The sequence below is a fragment of the Shewanella sediminis HAW-EB3 genome, assembly GCF_000018025.1.
GTDB classification, from domain to species: domain Bacteria; phylum Pseudomonadota; class Gammaproteobacteria; order Enterobacterales; family Shewanellaceae; genus Shewanella; species Shewanella sediminis.
This window is the reverse complement of the sequence record NC_009831.1, coordinates 3,900,754-3,922,238: the sequence shown is the minus strand read 5'-3', so window position 1 is coordinate 3,922,238 and position 21,485 is coordinate 3,900,754. Positions and strand designations below refer to the sequence as shown.

13 protein-coding genes are annotated in these 21,485 nt (G+C 46.2%); all 13 read left to right on the top strand.

Annotated elements, in window-relative coordinates; all coding sequences use genetic code 11:
• Nucleotides 1-548: 548 nt before the first annotated feature.
• The 13 genes from caiT (at nt 549) to SSED_RS24165 (ending at nt 21,383) form a co-directional block, all read left to right on the top strand.
• Nucleotides 549-2,093 (top strand): L-carnitine/gamma-butyrobetaine antiporter, encoded by a 1,545-nt coding sequence (gene caiT, locus SSED_RS16900; RefSeq protein WP_012143563.1) that lies wholly within the window; start codon nt 549-551, stop codon nt 2,091-2,093.
• Nucleotides 2,094-2,149: 56 nt separating this feature from the next.
• Nucleotides 2,150-3,286 (top strand): crotonobetainyl-CoA dehydrogenase, encoded by a 1,137-nt coding sequence (caiA, locus tag SSED_RS16895; RefSeq protein WP_012143562.1) that lies wholly within the window; start codon nt 2,150-2,152, stop codon nt 3,284-3,286.
• A 211-nt stretch (nt 3,287-3,497) separates the two neighbouring features.
• Entirely contained in the window at nt 3,498-4,724 is a 1,227-nt protein-coding gene (gene caiB, locus SSED_RS16890; RefSeq protein ID WP_012143561.1) for an L-carnitine CoA-transferase, read from the top strand.
• Nucleotides 4,725-4,734: 10 nt separating this feature from the next.
• Entirely contained in the window at nt 4,735-6,288 is a 1,554-nt protein-coding gene (caiC, locus tag SSED_RS16885; protein WP_012143560.1) for a crotonobetaine/carnitine-CoA ligase, read from the top strand.
• Between the two features lie 71 nt (nt 6,289-6,359).
• The gene (gene caiD, locus SSED_RS16880; RefSeq protein WP_012143559.1) at nt 6,360-7,145 is read left to right on the top strand and encodes a crotonobetainyl-CoA hydratase; all 786 of its coding nucleotides are present in this window, start codon (nt 6,360-6,362) and stop codon (nt 7,143-7,145) included.
• A gap of 182 nt (nt 7,146-7,327) precedes the next feature.
• The gene (locus SSED_RS16875; RefSeq protein WP_012143558.1) at nt 7,328-8,179 is read left to right on the top strand and encodes a MaoC/PaaZ C-terminal domain-containing protein; all 852 of its coding nucleotides are present in this window, start codon (nt 7,328-7,330) and stop codon (nt 8,177-8,179) included.
• 378 nt (nt 8,180-8,557) lie between these two features.
• Nucleotides 8,558-9,148, top strand: a complete 591-nt coding sequence (caiE, locus tag SSED_RS16870; protein ID WP_012143557.1) for a carnitine operon protein CaiE — start codon at nt 8,558-8,560, stop codon at nt 9,146-9,148.
• A 337-nt stretch (nt 9,149-9,485) separates the two neighbouring features.
• Nucleotides 9,486-10,436, top strand: a complete 951-nt coding sequence (gene lipP1, locus SSED_RS16865; RefSeq protein ID WP_012143556.1) for a LipP1 family hormone-sensitive lipase — start codon at nt 9,486-9,488, stop codon at nt 10,434-10,436.
• A 464-nt stretch (nt 10,437-10,900) separates the two neighbouring features.
• A complete protein-coding gene (locus SSED_RS16860) occupies nt 10,901-11,797 on the top strand; it encodes a LysR substrate-binding domain-containing protein (RefSeq protein ID WP_012143555.1) in 897 nt (298 codons plus the stop codon).
• Between the two features lie 133 nt (nt 11,798-11,930).
• On the top strand, nt 11,931-14,237 hold the full coding sequence (locus tag SSED_RS16855; RefSeq protein WP_012143554.1) for a penicillin acylase family protein: 2,307 nt from the start codon (nt 11,931-11,933) through the stop codon (nt 14,235-14,237).
• A 324-nt stretch (nt 14,238-14,561) separates the two neighbouring features.
• Nucleotides 14,562-15,104 carry a hypothetical protein gene (locus SSED_RS16850; protein WP_012143553.1) on the top strand — a complete coding sequence of 181 codons (543 nt, stop codon included), beginning with the start codon at nt 14,562-14,564 and terminating at the stop codon, nt 15,102-15,104.
• A gap of 389 nt (nt 15,105-15,493) precedes the next feature.
• Nucleotides 15,494-18,040 carry a TonB-dependent receptor plug domain-containing protein gene (locus tag SSED_RS16845; RefSeq protein ID WP_012143552.1) on the top strand — a complete coding sequence of 849 codons (2,547 nt, stop codon included), beginning with the start codon at nt 15,494-15,496 and terminating at the stop codon, nt 18,038-18,040.
• A gap of 487 nt (nt 18,041-18,527) precedes the next feature.
• Nucleotides 18,528-21,383, top strand: coding sequence for a sensor domain-containing protein (locus tag SSED_RS24165; RefSeq protein ID WP_012143551.1), 2,856 nt, complete (start codon nt 18,528-18,530; stop codon nt 21,381-21,383).
• Nucleotides 21,384-21,485 lie beyond the last annotated feature (102 nt).

Here is a 21,485-nt window from a genome sequence, read left to right as displayed (position 1 = left end):
GTTTTCTCTTAGTTTATGGTCTATCGCTCTCATTTTTCAATAAAATTCAGATTGAAATAAGTCCAGTATAAACAATAGGTTGCCGTGTGCTTGTCGTCGTCGCCACCTCAGGTTAACGAGTCATGTTCTTACGTATTACTGCTTTGTTACACCTCCCTCTAATCTCCTCTTTACCCCCTGTTTTGTGATGGAAATAACACTATTTTCTAAGTGGTTTTTTTCGTTTTTTTTCTATTTCAAATGATCGTGATAACGATCACTGAATAAGAAGTTCAGGGCATGCATTATTCTGCCGTCAACTAAGGAATATCAATTAATAAATTATCATTGTTTAATTGTTGGTTATTGTCTGTTGGTAAGAAAATGAAAAAGGTGTGTTAGGTTATTTTGATTTGCGTTTTTAACCATTCTTAATAGTTAGTCTTAATAGTCAGAGCTTTAATCTGACTGGCTATAAGTTAATACTAAGTGTTGATAAATACACAGATTGAAAGAACTTCGAAACCTTAACTATTATCCTCCTAAAAAAAAGAGGGAGATGTATTAAGATGAATGAAAAAACTTTGGATGTAGGTATCACTGAAGGAACAAAGAAGAAGGTCACCATTGACCCGAAAATCTTCTTCCCGTCATTGATTGTGGTCATATTGCTCTCTTACTTGACAGTTAGAGATCTGGATGCGGCTAATATAGTTATTAAGGATGTATTTCACTATTTAACCCACTCATGGGGCTGGGCATTTGAGTGGTACATGATCGCAATGGCAGTAGGTTGGGCCTGGCTGGTCTGGGGACCTTATGCAAATAACCGTTTAGGTCAGGAAACACCAGAATTCAGTACCGGAAGCTGGGTATTCCTGATGTTCGCCTCTTGTACTTCTGCCGCCGTACTGTACTGGGGATCGTTAGAGGTCTATTACTATGTGACTTATCCACCTTTCGAACTTGACTCCCTCTCGGTTCAAGCGAAAGAGCTTGGTGTCGCTTATAGTCTCTTCCATTGGGGACCTCTGCCTTGGATGGGTTACGGCTTCTTCACTGTTGCTTTGGGTTACTTCCTTTATGTTAAGAAGATGGATGTGGTTCGCCCCAGTGGCACATTAGAGCCAGTTTTGGGTAAACATCATAAAGGTATTCTCGGTACTATTATCGATAATATTTATGTTGTAGCACTGATTTTGGCTATGGGTACAAGTTTAGGCTTGGCGACACCTTTGGTGACTGAGTGTATCCAGTGGCTGTTCGGCATTCCACGTACCATTGAAGTCGATACTATCGTTATTTCAGCATGGATTATCTTTAACGCTGTGTGTGTAGCTTTCGGTCTGACCAAGGGCATTAAGATTGCCAGTGATCTGCGTAGCTACCTGAGTATCATCATGCTTGTTTGGGTGTTCCTTATCGGTGCAACCAGCTTCACAGTTAACTACTTCACCGAGTCTGTGGGTGTGATGCTTGATTACCTGCCTCGCATGCTCTTCTATACCAGTTCTATCAGTGAAGGCAGCTGGCCGCAAGATTGGACCGTGTTCTACTGGGCGTGGTGGGTCGTTTACGGTATCCAGATGTGTATCTTCCTGGCTAAGATCTCTCGTGGTCGTACCGTGCGTCAACTTTGTCTGACAATGGTGGGTGGTTTGACTGCTTCTACTTGGTTCCTTTGGACCATCCTGGGCAGTAACACCATGAATCTGATGAATGAAAATATCATCAACATGCCTCAACTGATTGCAGATCATGGTGCTCCCAGAGCGATCATCGAAACCTGGGCTGCTCTGCCAATGAGCACTATCACCATGTGGGGCTTCTTCATCTTATGTTTCCTCGCAACAGTTACCTTGATTAACGCCTGTTCTTACACGTTGGCAATGTCTACCTGTAAGGGTGCCGATGCCGACAACGAGCCACCAGTCTGGGTTCGTGTGGGTTGGTCTGTACTGGTCGGTGTTATCGGTATCGTGTTGTTATCACTTGGCGGACTTAAGCCGCTACAGACGGCGATTATTGCAGGTGGTGCGCCACTGATTGTCGTCAATGTCATGATTATCATCTCTTTCTTGAAAGACGCGCGTAAAAACAAATGGGCCTCTTAGTGTTGGCCAATGAGCCAGCACTTGAGCCAAGTAATAGTAATTTATAGGAATATACGATGGATTTTAAATTAAGCGACGAGCAAGAGTTATTCGTTTCTGGTATTCGCGATTTGATGGCGAAGGAGAACTGGGAAAACTATTTTGCAGAGTGTGATGAAAATAGTCAGTACCCGGAGAGATTCGTCAAAGAGCTAGCCGAGATGGGAATTGATAGCCTTTTGCTTCCTGAAGAGCACGGTGGATTCGACGCCGGAATGGTTACCCTTGCCGTTATCTGGGAAGAGCTTGGCCGTTTAGGTGCACCGACTTATGTCTTGTATCAGTTACCTGGCATCACAACGATTCTGAAACACGGTAACCAAGACCAAATCCAAAAGATCATGGAACTACGTGGTACCGGTAAGCAGATGTGGAACTCGGCTATCACTGAGCCAAGCGCAGGTTCTGACGTGGGTAGCTTGCTAACCACTTATAAGAGAAAGAACGGCAAAGTTTATCTTACCGGTAGCAAGTGCTTTATCACCAGTGCGGCGGGTACGCCTTACATCGTGGTTATGGCTAAAGATGCAGATTCAGAGAAGCCAATCTTTACCGAGTGGTTTGTGGATATGTCAAAGCCGGGTATCAAGTTAGGCAAGTTACCTAAGCTTGGTTTGAAGATGGACAGCTGCTGCGAGCTTCAGTTCGATGAACTTGAGCTGGAAGAGTCGGACATGTTTGGTGAAGAGGGCAATGGCTTCTTACGTGTTAAGGAGGAGTTTGACTCAGAACGTTTCCTTGTTGCACTGACCAACTATGGCGCTGCTTACTGCGCATTCGAAGATGCGGCTAAGTATGCTAACCAGAGGGTTCAATTCGGTGAGGCTATCGGTCGCTACCAGCTTATCCAGGATAAGTTTGCTCATATGGCTATCAAGCTTAACAGCATGAAAAACATGGTTTATGAAGCAGCCTGGAAGTGTGACCAAGGCACGATGACATCTGGTGACTCTGCAATGTGCAAATACTTTTGTGCGAATGCCGGTTTCGAAGTTATCGATTCTGCGATGCAGGTTCTGGGTGGCTATGCTATCGCTGGCGAACATCGTATCAGCCGTATGTGGCGTGACATTCGCGTCGACAGAGTGTCAGGCGGTTCAGATGAGATGCAAATTCTGACCCTTGGTCGTTCTGTACTTAAGCAATACAGATAATTAATGCTGGGTTAATCCGTACGGCAAGGCCTCCACATCTCTTGTGGAGGCAAATCAAATTCTTGCTCTGTTCCTGAAAACGCGCATCTGTCTTCATCACGTTTTCACGATCCCGTACGCCTTATCTTCAAATCCGATTTAGTTTTTATCAGAGATTGCCGACGCCATCGTCGTGCAGAGTCTTAGTTTGAATATAAAAGAGAAGGGTATTATGTCAAAGAAATTAACCACTCCTACGTTCGGCCCGCTATCCGGGGTTCGGGTTGTATTTTCCGGTATTGAGATCGCAGGGCCATTTGCTGCCCAGATGCTTGCCGAGTGGGGCGCAGAAGTCATTTGGATTGAGAACGTGGCTTATGCAGATACCATACGTGTACAGCCTAACTATCCTGAGCTGTCTCGTCGTAACCTACATGCCTTGTCTCTGAATATCTTTAAAGATGAAGGTCGTGATGCTTTCCTTAAACTGATGGAAACCACCGATATCTTCATCGAAGCGAGTAAAGGTCCAGCCTTCGCTCGTCGTGGCATCACCGACGAAGTCTTGTGGGAGCGTAACAAGAAGCTGGTTGTGGCTCACCTGTCAGGGTTCGGACAGTACGGCACCGATGAGTACACCAATCTTCCTGCTTACAACACTATTGCTCAGGCATTCAGTGGTTACCTGATCCAGAACGGGGATAAGGACCAGCCAATGCCGGCCTTCCCTTATACGGCAGACTACTTCTCAGGCATGACAGCGACCACTTCAGCCCTGGCGGCCCTATATCGTGTACGCGAAACGGGTGTCGGCGAAAGTATCGATATCGCTATGTATGAAGTGATGTTACGCATGGGTCAGTACTTCATGATGGATCATTTCAATGGCGGCGAGATGTGCCCGCGTATGACCAAAGGTAAAGATCCATACTACGCCGGTTGTGGTCTGTACACCTGTGAGGATGGCTATATCGTTATGGAGCTGGTCGGTGCGATGCAGATAGAGGAGATGTTCAAGGATATGAATATTTCTCATCTCTATGGTACAGAGGAGATCCCTGAAGGAACTCAGTTGATCCATCGCGTCGAATGTCCTTTCGGTGAGCAGGTTGAAGACTGCCTGGATGCTTATATGGCGACTCGCACTATCGAAGAGGTGTTAGCAAGATTCGCCGAGCTGAAAGTGGCCTGCGCTAAAGTGCTGACCGTTCCTGAGCTTGAGTCTAACCCACAATATGTTGCTCGTGAGTCAATCACACAATGGCAAAACATCGATGGCAAGACCTGCAAGGGGCCAAACGTGATGCCTAAGTTCAAGAATAATCCGGGTCAGATATGGCGTGGTATGCCGAAACACGGCATGGATACCGCGGATATCCTGAGTGACATTGGTTATTCACAAGAAGAGATCCAAAGTTTAAGTGAAAAAGGCTTGGCCAAAGTCTCTGGTAGTAAGTGAGGCATTGATAATGGATATCGTTGGTAGCAAAACAATAAGATGCATGTGGGAAGAGCGTGCGCGTAAATATAGTGATAACACAGCGTTAGTTTTTGAGGATGCTGCTGGCGATGTCCGAGAGTTAACTTATAGTGCACTGAACAATGAAATTAACAAGGCCGCAAATCTATTCCTTCAATTAGGTATTAATAAGGGGGATAAAGTAGCCGTACAGTTATATAACAGCCCTCAATTTATATTCTGTTGGTTTGGATTAGCAAAAATTGGCGCCGTTATCGTTCCTATTAATACACAATATGTCTATGGGGAATGTAAATACATCATCAATAAATGTGATGTAAAAGCGGTGGTTATTGAAGAGGAGTTTCTGCCTACCTTTAAAAGAATAGAGCAGGATGACGATAATTCAGTAAATAATATCTTAGTGACAAGGGTGGTAAGTTCAGATATTTCGAATGCCATTAATTTTGATCTGCTTTTGAGCCAGCAGTCTACTCAGTTAGAGAAGATGGTGCCCTTAAGCAGTGACGATGTAGTCGAAATTTTATGTACTTCAGGCACGACCTCCAGGCCCAAGGGCGTGGAGATCACTCATTGTAATCTACTGTTTGCGGGCTATTACACGGCTTGGCAAACCAACTTGAGAGCCGATGACACCTATTTGACTATGATGCCCAGCTTTCATATCGATTTTCAGTGTAATGCGGCTATGGCAGCGTTTACCGTTGGTGCGCGTCTGGTCATGCTTGAGAAGTACAGTGCGCGTAAGTTCTGGAAGCAGGTTTGTGATTACAGGGCCACTATCACCCACAGCATGCCGATGATAGTACGGACCCTGATGTTGCAGCCCGTAATGCCCAATGAACGCGAGCATTGTCTGCGTGATATGTTGTTTTTTATGCATATTTCAGATCAGGAAAAATTGGATTTCGAGACGCGATTCAAGGTTGAGCTGTTTAATTCCTATGGTATGACAGAGACCTTAGTCGGGCTGATTGGCGACACGCCAGGTGAAGAACGTCACTGGCCGTCCATCGGCAGGCCCGGACTATCTTATGAGGCCAAAATTACGGACGAAAATGGCAATGAAGTTGCGCCTAATATCGTCGGCGATTTGCGGGTCAAAGGTGTTCCCGGGAGAACCATACTCAAGGGTTACTATAAAGATCCCGAAGCGACGGCAGAGGTTCTGACTGCCGACGGTTGGCTCTACACCGGTGATAAAGGTTATGTCGATGAGAGAGGGTTATTTTATTTTGTCGATAGAAAGACAAATATGATTAAACGCTCCGGAGAGAATATTTCAAGCAGTGAAATTGAAAAAGCTCTTATGTCGCATCCCGATATTTTGGATGCAGCAGTTATCGGCGTACCCGATCATATTCGTGATGAAGCGGTTAAAGCCTTCGTTATTTTTAACGAGGGAGTGTCCTTGAGTATCGATGAAATTCTAAATTATTGTTCTGAAAATATGGCGAAGTTTAAAGTTCCATCTTTCGTTGAAATAAGAGAGTCATTCCCAAGAACCTGTACTTGTAAAATAGACAAAAAACTTCTTGCGTGACTTTAAGTTGAATTGAGTGAATTAATCTTTTAATGAGAGTCATCTTTGATGGCTCCGAATGGAGTATTAGCATGAGCGAATCATTACACGTCACCCGAAATGGCAGTATTTTAGAAATTACCTTGGACAGACCCAAGGCGAATGCCATCGATGCAAAAACAAGTTTTGAGATGGGTGAAGTCTTCCTGGCATTTCGTGAAGATCCTGAGTTGCGCGTCGCCATTATTACCGGTGCCGGTGCACGTTTCTTCTCTGCAGGTTGGGATCTGAAAGCTGCGGCAGAAGGTGAAGCACCGGATGCAGATTTTGGTCCTGGTGGTTTTGCCGGACTGACCGAGATCTTCGATCTGGACAAGCCGGTTATCGCAGCGGTGAACGGTTATGCGTTCGGTGGCGGTTTTGAACTTGCACTAGCAGCAGACATGATTGTTTGTTCTGAAAACGCCAGCTTTGCTCTACCTGAAGCCAAGTTAGGCATTGTGCCGGACAGCGGCGGAATGTTACGTCTTCCAAAATTGTTGCCACCTGCCATCGTCAATGAGTTGATGATGACTGGTCGTGGTATGGACGCCGAAGAAGCATTGCGTTGGGGCGTCGTTAACCGTGTGGTTGAAAGCGATAAACTGATGGATACTGCACGTGAATTGGCTCAGCAAATCGCTCAAGGTGCGCCTTTAGCCATTGCTGCTATTAAAGAAATTTACCGTGAAACCAGTGAGCTATCGGTAGAAGATGGATATCGCCATATCCGCACCGCAAGCTTGAAAAACTATCCGTCAGTATTGCGTTCAGAAGATGCTTCAGAGGGACCTCTGGCCTTTTCTGAGAAGCGCGATCCTGTTTGGAAAGGCCGATAATCTAACGATTAATTGCCTTAGTACCAATCTGTGGGATCCGGTGCTCCCGGTCCCACAGTTATCCGTTCAAATCTTAGTTTCATCTTGTTGTATCCATATCCTATGTGCTTTTTAGAGAGTCTCTGAAGGGACCTCTCTTCAAAATATCAGATGTTAGTCTTGGTAGGTAAAAGGAGTTTCAAATGGCGTTAAAGTTAGAGATGCAGGGGCAGACCTATGGTCCGTTCATTAATGAATATACCGAAAGGGATGTCATGCTGTTTGCACTGGGTTGCGGTGCGGCTAGCGACGGAAAAACAGATTTAGACTATGTGTATGAAAAGAATTTAAAAGTACTACCTATGTTTGCGGCAATCCAAATTGTCGACGCCGAAGTGACCAAGACCATAGATTACGGTTTCGAGTGGGGCGGCTCTCTGCACTGGGGCTTCGATCTCCGTATTCATCAGCCATTGCCCACCTGTCCCGGTAAACTAAGTACAAAAGTATTGTTAAAAGGCCTGTTCGACCGTGGCGAAGGTCGTGGCTGCCTGGCTCAGCATATCGGCGAAACCTTCGATGAAGCCGGCACTAAACTCTTTACCAATGAAAGCTGGGACTGCGCCCTCTATGACGGCGGTTTCGGTGGTCCCAAGGCGCCCAGAGACATAGTTGAGATGCCGGAGCGGGCACCGGATTTTGAAATTGAACAAGCTATCCCGCTGAATCAGGCGCTTATCTATCGATTATCCGGCGACGACCATCCTCAGCATGTCGACTGGGAGTATGCTAGGGAATTTGGTCACCCTAAGCCGAACCTACATGGCGTGAGCACGGCCGGTGTTGCCTGTCGCCACATTATTCAGGCGATGTTTCCCGGCGAACCTGAACGTCTGACGCGCTTTAAGACTCGCCTGACTAAATCTTTGTACCCGGGCAGCACGGTGAAGACCCAAATCTGGAGATGGGACGATAACTGCATTCATTTCAGAATGGTGGATGCCAACGATCCGGAGATGGTCTATCTGAACTTTGGCCTAATCGAGTGGAATTAGGCGAGTGGAAATAGTCGAGTGGAATTAGTCGAATAGAAATAACCTGATATACGTTTTTATGGTGAGCTCAATGATCCCATCAATATCGAAGACCCCTCGATATTCTGAGCTCACCAAATTTTTAACTCATTGGTATAAGAGAAAGTATCCGTTAATTTTTTGTGCTTTGAGTCAGAGAGTTAACCGCTAATTTCTTGGGTAATGCCAGAGAGTCATTTAGATGCCCTGTTATGGTCTTGAAAGAGTGAAGGCTGAAGCCGCTGGGCCAGATAAAATGAGTGATTTAAATGCCCTGTAATGATCTTGAAAGGGGAAGGCTTTAGCCGATGGTTAAATTGATGAGCCTGACAAAATAGATAGATAAAGAGAGTAATTTAAATGCCCTGTTATGAGTTTGAAGGTTTAGTGCCTGTGGTGGACCCCAGTGCGTATGTTCACCCGACTGCGGTATTAATCGGTGATGTGCTAGTCGGCGCCGATGTCTATATCGGGCCAAATGCGTCGCTGCGTGGTGATTATGGCCGGCTGATTTTAGAGAAAGGTTCCAATCTGCAAGATGGCTGTATCATGCATGGCTACGCCGGTATGGATACCGTGGTAGAGGAGAATGGGCATATCGGTCATGGTGCCATCTTGCATGGCTGTGTGATTAAGCGAAACGCACTCGTCGGTATGAACGCGGTGGTGATGGATGCCGCCGTGATAGGACCTGACAGTATTGTCGGTGCAATGAGCTTTGTAAAAGGGGGCTTTAAAGGGGCGCCGCGGCAGCTCCTACTTGGCTCGCCCGCTAAGGTCATTAGACAGGTGTCTGAGCAGGATCTCCATTGGAAAGGATTAAATACCCTGGAGTATCAGCTGCTTGCCGGTCGATCGTCGAGGTCCATGCAGGAGGTCGAGCCGCTGACTCGGGTGGAGGCTAATCGTCCACGTCTAACGGGTTCAACCGAGGTTCAGCCGAAAAGTTAGTGTAAAGCTGGCCGGTTTGAACTTTGGTTGGTTTGGGCTTTGGCTAGTTTGAACTCTGGCTAGTTTTAACTCTGGCCAGTTTGAATAAGGTTATACGCTTATCGAAGCGTGACAGTTTCCATGCCGCCTGACGAGTTTGATTACTCATCTGCTCTATTTCAATGGATTCAATTGATGATTATCAATCCCCACATCATTTGATTCTGTTGCTGTTAGTGATTGTCAGGCGGCATACCCTTTTATTGTTCAAGTAAGAATCTCAGAGAATCGACACGACAGGCAAATTCTGCCAATGCGTATAATTTGAATAGCATACATTTTAGATAAGGAGAGGAGCATGCCGCTCGATCCAAAAGTTGAACAGTTCTTGCAAGAGGTGCGTGACTCGGGAGCCCCGGCTTATGAAGATATGACGCCGGCACAGTCCCGACGTGAAGATCTAACCGCATTAGCCATAGCAATACCAAGCCGTAAACCCGAGACGGTTGCGGCCGTAGAGCATAGATTTATTCCGGGGCCGACGGCCGATCTGCCTATTCGTATCTATCGCCCCGAAGGCGTTGAAGATACAGCCGGTTTACAGCCCGGGCTTATCTTTATTCATGGCAGCGGCTGGGTAGTATCTAACATTGAAACCAATGATTCATTTAGCCGTGCCTTGGCCAACCGTACCGGAACCGTGGTCATTGCGATTAATTACCAGAAGGCACCGGAGCACAAGTTTCCTATCCCTATGGATGATTGTTATGCCTCGACACAATGGGTGTTCGAGTACGCATCTCAACTTGGTTTGGATGTGAACAGAATTGGTATTTTAGGCGACAGTGCCGGTGGTAATCTTGCCGCCGCAGTGTGTTTGCGCCTGCGTGATGAAAATGGTCCTAAGCTGGCTTATCAGGTTTTAGTCTATCCGGCTGTACAATACGGGTGGCATACTCCTTCGGCCGTCGCCAATGCCGAGGGTTATCTATTGCAGCAAGCGAGTATGAAATATTACTGGCATCACTATATGCGCAGCGAGGCCGATGCAAAAAATCCCTACTGCTCGCCCCTCGGTGCTGCCGACCATAGTGCGTTACCACCGACTTTTATCTATACCGCTCAGTATGATCCCTTGTGTGATGATGGCTGTCATTATGCGCAAAAACTTCAGGCATGTGGCGTGCCGGTAAAACATAAGATGTACGAGGGGGTTATTCACGGTTTCATTAAGATGTTGGGTGTGTTCGATCAAGCCGATGAGTTTCTCGATGAGGTCAGCGAAGACTTGAGTGCAATAATCGGTTAGTTAAATATCGTGTATATCAATTGAATCTTGATTGCTTAATTAAGCATCTATATATTAACGGCCAACTGAATTCAGTTGGCCGTTTTTGTAACTAACTGGTAATAACGTTCAAGTTATCAATGTGTGAACAATATTTTTATTAGAGTGATAGTCTGTAAACTGTCGATATTGTTTTAACAATCTAATTGAGTTAGCTTACGTGTTGAACTTATCGTTATAATTTCATTCACATTTTTATTTATAATTATATTTCTTTTCACAATTAAATTGATATGTTCATTTGCAATAACATTTACCTTTTTATTGGTGTTCACGTTATTGCAAATGTTTGTGAGCCCGGTCTTATAATTAAAAGATCCCACCCTGTTTAACTAAGGTGTAACACTTTATTGTGCGCCTGATTACATATTTTAAGTAAAAGCTTATGGTAACCTTCTGTAAGGTATTTCGATATGTAGCTAAGTATGAATAATAACATTCCGTTAAGAGCGCTTCAGATTTTTGAGTCCTGTGCAAGATTAGAAAGTTGCTCTCTTGCCGCTAATGAATTGAGTATTACTCAAAGTGCAGTGTCGCAACAAATTAAACAGCTGGAAGACTACTTCTTAGAGAAGCTATTTTATCGAAATGCAGGAAAGATCAACCTGACCGAGGCTGGCCTTGAGCTTCGGCAGAGACTGTCCCCCGTTTTTTATGATTTAAATAGTGTCTGCGCCAGTCTGGTCCCGACTATGTCAGGGGAGGTCAGGGTACACTCTTATACTTCTCTCGCGGCCAGATGGTTGGTTCCGAATATGGAGAAGTTAAGAAGGCAATATCCTGAGCTGAATATTAACGTCGGTATGTTTCAAAATGACATTGAAATGAGCGATATGATTGCCGATATATTTATCGTGACACGGGAGTCTCAAGATGGTTATGTTTTTAAACCGCTAATTAAAGAGACGCTGATTGCATTCTGTAGTCCTGACTACCTTGAAAAGTCGAAAGAAATTACCACGCAAAATTTACACGAGCACTGTTTGCTATTTTCCAAACATAAAGATTATGGCCTGGATTGGGATAGCTGGTTCAGGGATAACGGCGTCGAAATGAGTTCGACTCAGAAGAAGTTGGTGTTCAATCATAATATGCTTGCCGTTCAAGCCGCTATATATGGAGAAGGTATTGTACTGGGAGTTGAACAAACCTTAAGAGTCGAAATTGAATCCGGTAATCTGGTTAAATTAGATCTCCCTTCATGTTATTCAGGTTTTAATTATTCGATAGCTTATAAGGCATCGAAGCAGCGCGATGCCAGGATTATGAAAATCGTTGATTGGATCTGTGATAAATACCCCAGAGTGAGCGGTAGTAACTAATGAAGGGTTATGATTGAGCATGCTGTGTGCATATAAATGCATTTGCTGCTGATTTTTTGCTCTTTTCGTATTTAACATCAAAGTAACTTTCGCTATGATAGACAAAAGCATCTGTTAATCATGGCGTTAGTTAATGTTTAGAATAATAAGAATATTCCTGCTCGGAGCCTTAACACTCACCTTTCTCGCCGCAACGGGCATCTACCTTGGGCTTCACCTGAGTTTACCTAAGTTGTCGGGTCAATGGGAGAGCGGGGGCATTGCGTCTGATGTTAAGATTGAACGAGACCGATTAGGTACTGCGATTGTGAGCGGCGATAGTCGCCGTGATGTGGCATTTGCATTAGGTTATGCCCATGGTCAGGACCGTTTTTTTCAGATGGACCTGCTTAGGCGAAACTCCGCGGGCGAGCTCTCGGAAATATTTGGTGAAAAGGCGTTAAAGCTGGATGAATCTCGCCGTTTTCATCAGTTCAGAAAACATGCCGAAAACATCGTTGCCAAGATGCCGGTAACCGAAAAGTTATTGTTGCAATCCTATGCTTATGGCGTCAATGAAGCCTTAAAATCCATGCCCGTGTATTCATTTGAATACCTTCTCACTGGGGCGACTCCCTCTCCATGGAAACCTGCCGATAGTTTATTGGTCATCTATAGTATGTATCTGGACCTGCAGGCTAATACGGTTAAGCGTGACCTGGTGTTAGAGCAGATTAAACGATTTTATGGTGAGGAGATGTTGGCGTTTATTACTCAGCCAAGCTCCTTTCAAGCGGCGCTCGATGCCAGTATTCTCCTCATGGAAGATGTCAGTATTCCGAATCTCTCTCCCGAATTGATGGCGAGTGCAGTCAATCAAACGATTGAAGAACCCCTGGATATCGGCAGCAATAACTGGGCGGTAACCGGGGCGCTGACCGAGTCGGGACGCGCCATGTTATCCGATGACATGCACCTCTCATTTGCTGTACCTATCATCTGGTACCGTGCTCAGCTTAATTACCCGAACCCGATAACCAAAGAGAGTGTGCAGGTCACTGGGGTCTCCCTGCCCGGCGCGCCGGTCATTGTGATCGGTAGTAATAATAAACTTGCCTGGGGATTTACTAACGCCTATATCGACACGGCCGACTGGATAACGCTAGCCGTCGATGAACCCACTGTATTTGAGACAGAGCAGATCCCACTCCCCGATGGCAAGCGCCATGAATATAATATCGAGATGTCTCAATATGGACCGGTTCGCACTGTTGGCGGACAGAGATATGCGTTGAGCTGGGTGGCCCATAAAGACTATGCGGTCGATGTGGACTTGATGGGACTGGAGACGGCAACAGATGTGGCCGATGGTCTGGAGGTGGCGACAACAGTTGGGATCCCGGTACAAAACATGATGATCGTGGACGGGCAGGGCAACGCCGCATGGAAACCTACCGGTGCGATCCCATCACGTACTAATCCATCAGATGTCGCTCAAGATGCCTCAGAGTTCCAAGCCAAGGGGTGGAACCTTGACGAAACGTCGCTTCCCTGTGTGCTCAACCCTGAAAATGACCGTCTTTGGAGTGCCAATGCACGGGTGATGTCATCGAGTGAACAAGCCAGATTTGGTGATGGCGGGTATGCGCTCGGTGCGCGTGCGATGCAAATTCGCAATAATTTACAGGCAAATTCTCATTTCGATGAAGCAGCATTTTATCGGCTTCAGTTGGACAACCGTGCAGAGTTTTTAAAGCCTTGGCACGGCTATCTGCTTGAGCTGCTCTCGACCCAGCCCAAACGCTTTGCCAAAGATATTCAGCACCTTCGAGACTGGCAAGCGTGCGCCTGCTCAGGCTCGGTAGGCTACACCTTAGTCCGGCATTTCAGGGCGAAGCTAATCGATGCCAGTTTTGCACCTATAGAGACTGGTTTATCGAAACATAACTTATCTCTTTCGGTAGTTAAACGTTATCTGGAACCTGGAATGTGGCAGTTAATCGAGGAGAGACCTGAAACCTGGTTAGCCGATGGTTATGAAAGTTGGGATGACTTTGCTATCGATAGCTATCAACACTCTGTTGCCGAATTGTTGGCAGATCATAGTGACGGTGAGGAGTTAGCCGACCTGAGCTGGGGCAAGGTCAATGCCCTGAAGATCCAGCACCCCTTCAGTAAGCAGTTGCCAATTCTAAGCTCCTGGTTAGATATGCCAGAAGTCGAGGCCTTCGGTGACACCTTTATGCCTGCCGTCCAGCGCAGCTCTTTCGGTGCTTCACAGCGTTTCATCGTACAGCCTGGAGCCGAGGAAAATGCCATCATGACTATCCCCGGTGGTCAGTCAGGCCATCCCTTATCTGACTATTACCGGGCAGGGTTCGATGAATATGCTAAACAAGAGTCTACGCCTTTGCTACCGGGTGAGGTGCTGCATAGGATAGTCATAACACCGGTTCAATAACGCCCGGTAGCCTGACGGTTTGTTGGGCAAATAGATCGCCTTAGTCATCGCCTTAACCTCTTTACATTGTCAGTTTCTGTCGATGTGTTGAGGTTTTGCGTCTGATTGAAAAAAGTTTTACTCAGATAAAACATCTTCAATTGAACAATTGTGGTGAATAGATATTCGTATTTAGTATTTTTTTCCAATTTATCGGCTAAGAAAGGGATGTTTAAAGGTTATATCTCTTGCCAGGTGCTTTGTAAGTAAGTGCAATGATTTAAAATATGAAACCAGACTCTGTTAAGCTTGGATACAAATAATTACATTAGAGTCGGCAGCGCGATGAAGAACACCTGGATTACTGCACTCATTTTGAGTGTTGTTGCATTATCAGGTTGTGACAAAGATCTCTCATTTCAACTGGATGCGGTTTCAGAGTCTGAGTTTAGCTCTCAAGACAGTGAAGACGTTTTATTTACCTGTTATCTGCGAGTATACGCCACTAACCATCTGAAATACGGCGTTAAGGTTGGACCTCAGATCACGGTGTTTACCGATTCCGGCGCCCATCGATTTCGCATTGATTCCTGGGGTGACGATTGGGAGTACCTGATCGCCAATGACGAGGGGGAAGGTGAGGGGAACAGGCAACGCTTGTACTTTCGCGAGGAAAATGAACATCCAATGAGTTGTGCCAAGCTTGCCCAAGCTATCGACAAGAAAGCCTTTACACTCGAACTCAACCGTTGTGAGAAGGTAGACCAATCACCTGCCAGCTGTAACGTCGCCCTCGAAGTGGCCAGTGATGGGGTCGAACTCCACAATGCCCAGGAGAGATCACAGCAGGCGAATCAGGTGAGTTCGCACTCACCTGTTCGATCATAAACACGACTTTCTTCCTGAGTGAACTGAAGCCAAAATCGTAATCCTCAAAACCAATATTCAGTCTGTTTCACACGCTTATTTACGATCTTTCCCCTCGCTTTCGTTTGTTGCTCGTTTATGCGAGCGGCAAATAACTATTCATCTTCCTAAGTGCAACGTTCTCCCTTTTAAAGAGATGGGGTAAGACATAGATGTTAATCTTGTTGATAATATTTTTCATCTCGTTAACAAATTCGTTGACATTGTATCCATTAAAAGTGCATAAGTATTGTCTGCGTAGTCGAGTTTCGTGAAATTGCAACACGGAAACTATTTATCTAAAGCAGTCTTCAGAACTGATGGGATAAAGAGCGCGATGCCAGAGACCTTATAATAAAAATGGAAGCAATATGATGAACACAAGATTTCAACCAGATGGGTTAGCGCTGGCCATCGCCTTAGCTTTAACAAGCTCAAACCTTTACGCGGAAACATCCGAAGTAACACAAATCGATGCGAACGTGGAAAAGATGTCTGTACTTGGAAGCCGGGTATCGAGCCGTACGGCGACTGAGTCGGCTGTTCCCGTCGATATTATCAGTGCCGAAAGCCTAAGCCGTGGTGGCTTTACCGAATTGGGTCAGAGCCTGCAGGCGAGTGTTCCCTCATTTAACTTCAGCCGCACTCAAGTCTCCGATGGCTCCGATCTGTTTCGCCCGGCGACACTGCGCGGACTCCAGCCCGATCAAACCTTAGTGTTGATTAATGGTAAACGTCGTCATAACCAAGCTATTTTCGGCCTCAATGGCACAGTTGGCGCAGGCGCAGCGGGTACTGACATGAATGCTATCCCGCTTATCGCACTGAAAGATGTGCAGGTACTGCGTGATGGCGCAGCTGCACAATATGGCTCTGATGCCATCGCAGGGGTGATTAACTTATCACTCAAAGACACCACAGGTGAGACGACCGGTTACCTTCAAGGTGGCACGACGGGCGAAGGCGATGGTGACAACTATTCTATAGGGCTCAATACCGGTTTCGATCTCGGTGATGACGGCGGCTTTATCAACCTGTCTCTTGAGTACCGTGATGCCGACGGCACTAATCGTGCCCAGCCTGATATTGGTGGTTCTTCTACCATCGCGCCGGGTACCCTGTCCGATGATGTTCGTTGGGGACAAGGTAACGCCGCTTCCGAGTTTGAATCAGTTTTTTATAATGCCATGATGCCGGTGGGCGATGTCGAACTCTACTCTTTTGGTGGCTACTCTAACCGTACGGCGCTGGGTAATGGTTTCTGGCGTAACTTCGATGAAGCGGCTAAAAATATAGCCCAGGTGTACCCGGATGGCTTCCTGCCTCGTATCTATAATGAAGCGCAGGATATCTCTGTCGCCGCAGGTATACGTGGTGATATCAACGATGATTGGCTGTTCGATGTTTCGGGTGTTTATGGTCAAAACCGTTATGATTTTGATTCCAGAGATAGCATAAACGCTTCCTATGCGGCCGAGTACCTACACAACAACCCTGGTGCAACGGATGAAGATATCGCGGCCAACTCCGGGCCAACATCGGGTTATTCCGGTGGTTTCCATTTTGACCAGACCACATTTAATGCCGATGTCTCAGGCTTTGTTGAGATAGGTCGCGATGCTCCGCTCTATGTTGCGTTCGGTACCGAATACCGCACCGAAAACTATGAAATTGTTGCCGGTGAATTGGCCTCATATTCTTGCGGTATCTCTAATGCCGATAGCGCCTTTCCGTCGGTCATGGATCCGGATGTCTATGCTGGGTGTGGATTTCAGGCATACCCAGGCTTGAGGCCCGATGCCGCAGGTCAGGCCGACCGTAACAGCTATGCCTTCTATCTGGATCTCGAGACCCAGTTAACCGATACCTGGTCTCTGGGCACGGCGGCTCGATTCGAGGAGTTCTCCGATGCGGGCAGCGATCTGGTGTGGAAAGTCTCATCCCGCTATGAAGTGACCGATGACTTTGCCCTTCGTGGCGCGGTGTCTACCGGTTTTCGGGCGCCATCCTTGCAGCAAAGTGCCTATACGGCTTACACCACCAACTTAGGTCCGGGTGGTGTACTGTCTGACTCATTTACTGCTACCGCAGGTTCAGATTTTCCGTCGGCCTTAGGGGTCGACAGCTTAGACCTTGAAACCTCCGAAAACTTAAGTCTTGGCTTCGTCTTCAATGCGACCGACGCGATCTCGGTGACCTTAGATGCATACAAGGTCAAGATTAAAGACAGGATCACCTTGGGCAGCCTGCTCTCGGCCGATGACGTTGCCTTTAGCCCCGATGCCATGGCGGCATTGAACGCCACAGGCGCCGATCAAGCTAACTACTTCTCAAACTCGGTCAACTCGACGACGCAAGGTGTCGATCTGATTGTGACCTATCGTACTGACCTGTTTGATGGCGACTTCAATGCCACGCTGGCAGGGAACCTCAATGAAACTGAGATAGACAGTGTGAATGCGGCAGACGGGATCCCCGAGGATGTGGCGCTGGACGACCTTCAGCGTAGCTTCTTAACCGATGGTCAACCGAAGCAGCGTGCTACCTTAACCTTCGATTACAGCAGGAATGATTGGCGCGGTATGCTCAGAGCTAACTACTTCGGTGAAACTAACGTGACTTACTTCGGTAACGATCATATCGGTCTGCCCGATGAGTTATCGCCAACAGGCTCGTTCCTACCTACCAGCGTAGTGGAGGCTGCCGTGCTGGTGGATATCAATCTGGAGTACCAGTTCACCGAATCCTTGAGCGTCTCTGCGGGCATCAATAACATCTTCGATGTCACCCCAGATGAGCTGGGGGCGAATGAATCGCTCGATTTCATCACCAATCAGGCCTTTCAGTACCCGGTGCGCGCACTGCCTTACGGCTTCGACGGCACGACCTACACGGCAAAAGTTAACTTTAGCTTCTAGGTTTAGCTAAAGGGGTTAGTCCCCGTCGAGATAAAAGCCATCGAGGAGACTCGATGGCTTTTTGTTTTGAAGAGATCAGAGATAAGGTGTTACGAACTTATACCTTTGTTGCTCATTGTTATATTTAACATTCTTTCCTAAGTGGCTTTCTGAAGGAGCATACTGCTAGCCTAGTTATTTCAAGTTAGTGATTATTTTAATTGTAGTTTTTTATCAGGGCGTTAGTAAGCATGTGTGAAAACCCATTCTAGGAGGTGGATTGCAACTTGGAAACGGTTCCAAAATGACAATTCGTTAACATATTTGCATTAAGGATTATTTGAAATACCAGTTTAGTGATTGAAAACACAAAACATACCGTACGGTTAATTTATTATGTGGGCCGTTATTTGCTGGTCACTTAGGGTCGCATATCTTAAATCCAGCTTATTATTTTTCCTGACGGCGATTAACCTCGTTGGGCAGCCAGAGAGTCTATTAGAGAAAAATGGATATTTTCAAACTCATTACACCTATATCGTACTGGGTATTAGCTACTTTATGGGTGGTTATTATCGGTGTTTATCTGCTAAAACTCAGACAGTTAAGGGCTGAAGGGGCTGTAAGCAGAACGGTTACGGTTCTCCTTATCATCCTTGCCATTGATGCCTTCAGGACCATCGTTGAAAGTGTCTATTTCGGATTGTATTTCAACTCGCTGTACGGACTGATACCTAAGAGTATTGCCGATCTGCTATCACAACCCGCTTTGCTCATTATTCCGAAGCTAATCAACATTTTTGCTGGCGTTCTAGTCATCTTGCTTCTCATCAAGCGCTGGGTACCAAGAGATATTCATGAGCGCAAAGAAGCATTGCTCGCTCTTCACGCAGCAAAAAGCGCATCAGTCAATAACGAAAATTTGTTTAATTCTATTTTTAATGGCGTTACCGATGCTTGCATCTTTGCCGATTCGAATCGCAATATTGTTTCGATAAATCAAGGTTTTGAGCTCATGATGGGTTATGGCATTGATGAGCTCGAGGGGAAAACAGCATCAATCATTTATGAGAGTGATGAAGAGTACGAACGACAAGGTCGAATTCATTTCAATCTGGCAGCGAAAGAGAAAGTCACGCCTTATGAAGCGAACTATCGGCACAAGGACGGCAGTATCATTGTAGGTGAAACCAGTAGGATTGTTATTAGAACTCTTGATGATCAAATTTTGGGTTACGTTGGGTTTATCCGGGATGTCACAGACCGCAAAAAAGCTACGACAGCATTACAGGAAAGTACGGCGATGCTATCCCATCATGTACAGAATACCCCGCTTGGGTGCATCTCATGGGATAGCAATTTAAATTGTATCGAGTGGAACAAATCAGCCGAGAAGATATTCGGATACTCCCCTGACGAAGTTATTGGTCATGCTCTATTAGAGATATTGGTGTCTGAAGAAATTAGAGATGATATCAATAATATCGGTAAGATATTGTTTAAAGGTAATAAATGCACCAGAAGTTCAAATGAAAACATTACAAAAGATGGCAGGACCATCATTTGTGAATGGTATAGCACCCCGATCGTGGGGGTGAATGGTGAAGTCATCGGTGTGACATCACTGATTCTAGACATTACCGAGAGCAAGCAAGCGGAGCTAAAGCTAAAACATGCCGCCAGTGTATTTACCCACACAAACCAAGGCATCACAATCACGGACACCTCAGGAGTCATCATCGAAGTTAATGATGCTTTTAGCGCTATTACAGGCTACGCACGCGATGAGGTGATAGGGCAAAACCCACGGGTCCTTCAATCCGGACGACATTCACCTGAGTTCTATAGAGAGATGTGGGCCACTCTGCAAGCGGATGGGCATTGGACAGGTGAGATTTGGAACAAGCGTAAGAATGACGAGATCTATCCAGAGATGCTTACTATCAGCGCGGTGCTCGATGCTACCGGCAAGGTGCAAAACTACGTCGCCCTATTCAACGACATCACAGCGATTAAAGAGCATCAGGAACAGCTGGAACGCATTGCACATTATGATACGTTAACCAACCTGCCAAACCGCACACTATTGGCTGATCGTCTAACGCAATCCATGGTGCAAGTCCGGCGACGGAAGTCATCCTTAGCGGTCGTTTTTCTTGATTTAGATAAATTCAAAGATGTGAATGACGCTTACGGTCACGACGTCGGTGATAAATTGTTAATTGTTATCTCACGTCGCCTGAAGGAGGCTTTACGCGATATCGATACGCTGGCACGAATAGGTGGTGATGAGTTTGTCGCCGTGCTGATGGATATCGAAAAGGGTGAGGATTGTGAACCTGTATTGGAAAGGCTGTTAGAGGCTGCCTCTGGCTCAGTGACTGTGGAGGGGATTATGCTGAAAGTCTCTGCCAGTATGGGGGTCGCCATTTACCCACAAGATGGCATAGATGCAGACCAACTCCTGCGTCATGCAGACCAAGCCATGTATGTAGCAAAGCATGAGGGTAAGAACTGCTATCACTTGTTTGACACTGCACAAAATATTGCGATGCAGATTCGACATGATGATTTGCAGAGTATGCGCAAGGCTTTGGATCAAAGTGAATTTGTGCTGTATTACCAGCCCAAGGTCAATATGAGGACGGGAGCAATTATTGGTGCTGAAGCCTTAATTCGATGGCTCTCCCCTGAGCGTGGTTTAGTTGGACCTAACGAGTTTTTACCTGCAATTGAGAATCATGTTATTAGCATTGAGGTAGGCGAGTGGGTCATTGACACCGCACTGGGTCAAATAGCGGCATGGCAAGAGCTAGGGTTGGATATTCCTGTCAGTGTCAACGTTAGCGCTCTTCAACTACAACATGATGGCTTTGTAACTTGCTTGGCAGCACTACTGGAAGCACACCCGGAGGTAGCTCCGAGCTCTTTGGAAATAGAAGTACTTGAAACGAGTTTGATAGACGATGTAATGCAGGTCTCGGCAACCATGCTCGCCTGTATTGAACTGGGAGTGACCTTTGCTTTAGATGACTTTGGTACGGGCTACTCTTCACTGACTTATCTAAGACGATTGCCGGCGAGTTTGATTAAGATAGACCAAACCTTTGTGCTCGATATGTTGACGACACCAGATGATCTGGCGATTGTTGAGGGGGTTGTGAGCTTGGCTAAATCATTCAAACATAAGGTAATTGCTGAGGGGGTCGAGACCATCGCGCATGGCACTACACTATTACAAACGGGCTGTGAATTAGCGCAAGGCTATGGCATTGCGAGACCCATGATGGCTAAGGACATTCCTGAGTGGTCGGTTAACTGGAAGCCAGATGATGCATGGCGAGAGTTTAGCCCTCATGTGTGATGACTGGAGATTTGAATGATCTACCATGTTAGTTGGCAAAGACCCCTCTACTTCATAGTTATACTAATTGCTATTGGCCTCTCCTTGACTCTGTTATATATT